This window comes from Pseudochrobactrum asaccharolyticum (genome assembly GCF_003314995.1).
GTDB classification, from domain to species: domain Bacteria; phylum Pseudomonadota; class Alphaproteobacteria; order Rhizobiales; family Rhizobiaceae; genus Pseudochrobactrum; species Pseudochrobactrum asaccharolyticum.
Window position 1 is genome coordinate 2,501 of record NZ_QNRH01000025.1, and the last position, 3,429, is coordinate 5,929.

Below are 3,429 nucleotides of genomic sequence, written 5' to 3' on the forward strand. Positions count from 1 at the left end.
ACTATCTTCGGTGTGCCACGCTTGCCGGTGTTTATCGTTAGACACTGATGTGAGCATAAAATCTTGATGGATATTGGCAATGAGAATAATCAAGTGAATTAAGGGCAATTGGTGGATGCCTTGGCATGCACAGGCGATGAAGGACGTGATACGCTGCGATAAGCGTCGGGGAGGTGCGAATACCCTTTGATCCGACGATTTCCGAATGGGGCAACCCACCTTAAATACCTAGAAAGTTTAAGCAGATCTTCGGATCTGTTTAGATTTCTAGGTATTGTTAATAAGGTATCTTCATCTGAATAAAATAGGGTGTAAGAGGCGAACGCAGGGAACTGAAACATCTAAGTACCTGCAGGAAAGGACATCAACCGAGACTCCGCAAGTAGTGGCGAGCGAACGCGGACCAGGCCAGTGGCTATATTGAGACAAGCAGAAGAACCTGGAAAGGTTTGCCATAGTGGGTGATAGCCCCGTATGCGTAATGCTCGATGTAGTCCTTGAGTAGGGCGGGACACGTGAAATCCTGTCTGAACATGGGGAGACCACTCTCCAAGCCTAAGTACTCGTGCATGACCGATAGCGAACAAGTACCGTGAGGGAAAGGTGAAAAGCACCCCGACAAGGGGAGTGAAAGAGAACCTGAAACCGGTTGCCTACAAACAGTTGGAGCCCAAGATTTGTTCTGGGTGACAGCGTACCTTTTGTATAATGGGTCAGCGACTTAGTCTGACGAGCAAGCTTAAGCCGGTAGGTGTAGGCGTAGCGAAAGCGAGTCTGAACAGGGCGTTCAGTTCGTCGGATTAGACCCGAAACCGAGTGATCTAGCCATGAGCAGGTTGAAGGTTGGGTAACACCAACTGGAGGACCGAACCCATATCTGTTGCAATAGATTGGGATGACTTGTGGCTAGGGGTGAAAGGCCAATCAAACTCGGAGATAGCTGGTTCTCCGCGAAATCTATTTAGGTAGAGCGTCGAGCGAATACCTCAGGGGGTAGAGCACTGAATGGGTAATGGGGACTCACCGTCTTACTGATCTCAATCAAACTCCGAATACCTGAGAGTACTACTCGGCAGACACACGGCGGGTGCTAACGTCCGTCGTGAAGAGGGCAACAACCCTGACCACCATCTAAGGTCCCTAAGTTATGGCTAAGTGGGAAAGGATGTGAGGATCCCAAAACAACCAGGATGTTGGCTTAGAAGCAGCCATCATTTAAAGAAAGCGTAACAGCTCACTGGTCTAGATAAGGGTCTTTGCGCCGAAAATGTACCGGGGCTAAAGCCATACACCGAAGCTGTGGATGCACGTATGTGCGTGGTAGCGGAGCGTTCTGTAAGCCTGTGAAGGGATACTCGTGAGAGATCCTGGAGGTATCAGAAGTGAGAATGCTGACATGAGTAACGATAAAGAGTGTGAGAGACACTCTCGCCGAAAGTCCAAGGGTTCCTGCTTAAAGTTAATCTGAGCAGGGTTAGCCGGCCCCTAAGGCGAGGCCGAAAGGCGTAGTCGATGGGAACCACGTTAATATTCGTGGGCCTGTGGGTAGTGACGGATCGCGTGTGTTGTAAGGTCTTATTGGATTGATCTTGCAGCGAAGCGGTTCCAGGAAATAGCTCCCACATATAGACCGTACCCTAAACCGACACTGGTGGACTGGTAGAGTATACCAAGGCGCTTGAGAGAACTGCGTTGAAGGAACTCGGCAAATTGCACGCGTAACTTCGGAAGAAGCGTGACCCTTGTTTGCGCAAGCAGATGAGGGTGGCACAGACCAGGGGGTAGCGACTGTTTACCAAAAACACAGGGCTCTGCGAAGTCGCAAGACGACGTATAGGGTCTGACGCCTGCCCGGTGCTGGAAGGTTAAGAGGAGAGGTGCAAGCCTTGAATTGAAGCCCCAGTAAACGGCGGCCGTAACTATAACGGTCCTAAGGTAGCGAAATTCCTTGTCGGGTAAGTTCCGACCTGCACGAATGGCGTAACGACTTCCCCGCTGTCTCCAACGCAGACTCAGTGAAATTGAATTCCCCGTGAAGATGCGGGGTTCCTGCGGTTAGACGGAAAGACCCCGTGCACCTTTACTATAGCTTTACACTGGCATTTGTGGCGACATGTGTAGGATAGGTGGTAGACTTTGAAGCGGAGGCGCCAGCCTTCGTGGAGTCATCCTTGAAATACCACCCTTATCGTCATAGATGTCTAACTGCGACCCGTATATCCGGGTCCAGGACCGTGTATGGTGGGTAGTTTGACTGGGGCGGTCGCCTCCTAAAGAGTAACGGAGGCGCGCGATGGTGGGCTCAGAACGGTCGGAAATCGTTCGTCGAGTGCAATGGCATAAGCCCGCCTGACTGCAAGACAGACAAGTCGAGCAGAGACGAAAGTCGGTCATAGTGATCCGGTGGTCCCGTGTGGAAGGGCCATCGCTCAACGGATAAAAGGTACGCCGGGGATAACAGGCTGATGACCCCCAAGAGTCCATATCGACGGGGTTGTTTGGCACCTCGATGTCGACTCATCGCATCCTGGGGCTGGAGCAGGTCCCAAGGGTATGGCTGTTCGCCATTTAAAGCGGTACGTGAGTTGGGTTCAGAACGTCGTGAGACAGTTCGGTCCCTATCTGCCGTGGGTGTAGGAATATTGAAAGGATCTGTCCCTAGTACGAGAGGACCGGGATGGACGTATCTCTGGTGGATCTGTTGTCGTGCCAACGGCATAGCAGAGTAGCTATATACGGACTAGATAACCGCTGAAGGCATCTAAGCGGGAAACTAACCTTAAAACGAGTATTCCCTATCAGAGCCGTGGAAGACCACCACGTTGATAGGCCGGATGTGGAAGTGCGGTAACGCATGCAGCTGACCGGTACTAATAGCTCGATCGACTTGATTGTTCTCATTATCAATATCCATCAAGCTCATCCAATGGATGAGTTTGATAGTTTCTTCTCTCTCACGCCCTATTCACTTCGTGAATGGCTCCGAGAGGGCGGCCTAACGGCCGGCACGCAGTCGCGTGCTTAGAGACGGAACTGCGCTAAGGCGCTAGCACGAAAAACCAGCTTCTTATTTGTTTCTGTGCCCTTTGCTGACCTGGTGGTTATGGCGGAGCGGCTGCACCCGATCCCATTCCGAACTCGGCCGTGAAACGCTCCAGCGCCGATGGTACTTTGTCTTAAGACACGGGAGAGTAGGTCGCTGCCAGGTCTGCAAAGGGCACATAAACAAACAAAACATCTTCTCAAATCACAACAATGCGCTAAAAACGCAAATCAATCGCTTAGCAAAAACAATCTTCAAAAATATAAGCGATCGTATATTTAGGGTGGAGCGCCCGTTCGGCCTGAAATCGATAATCAATCGATTTCTATACGGCCTCACCTCATCAGGCTACGCCTGACTTCGCTCCCGGGCAGCAAGGCTCGACA

The 3,429-nt window shown here is 51.3% G+C and carries 2 rRNA genes; both read left to right on the forward strand.

The features are described 5' to 3' along the window. The first annotated feature begins 87 nt into the window (after positions 1–87). Positions 88–2,895 (forward strand): 23S ribosomal RNA (locus DFR47_RS21335). A gap of 198 nt (positions 2,896–3,093) precedes the next feature. After that, positions 3,094–3,208, forward strand: a 5S ribosomal RNA gene (rrf, locus tag DFR47_RS21340). Positions 3,209–3,429 lie beyond the last annotated feature (221 nt).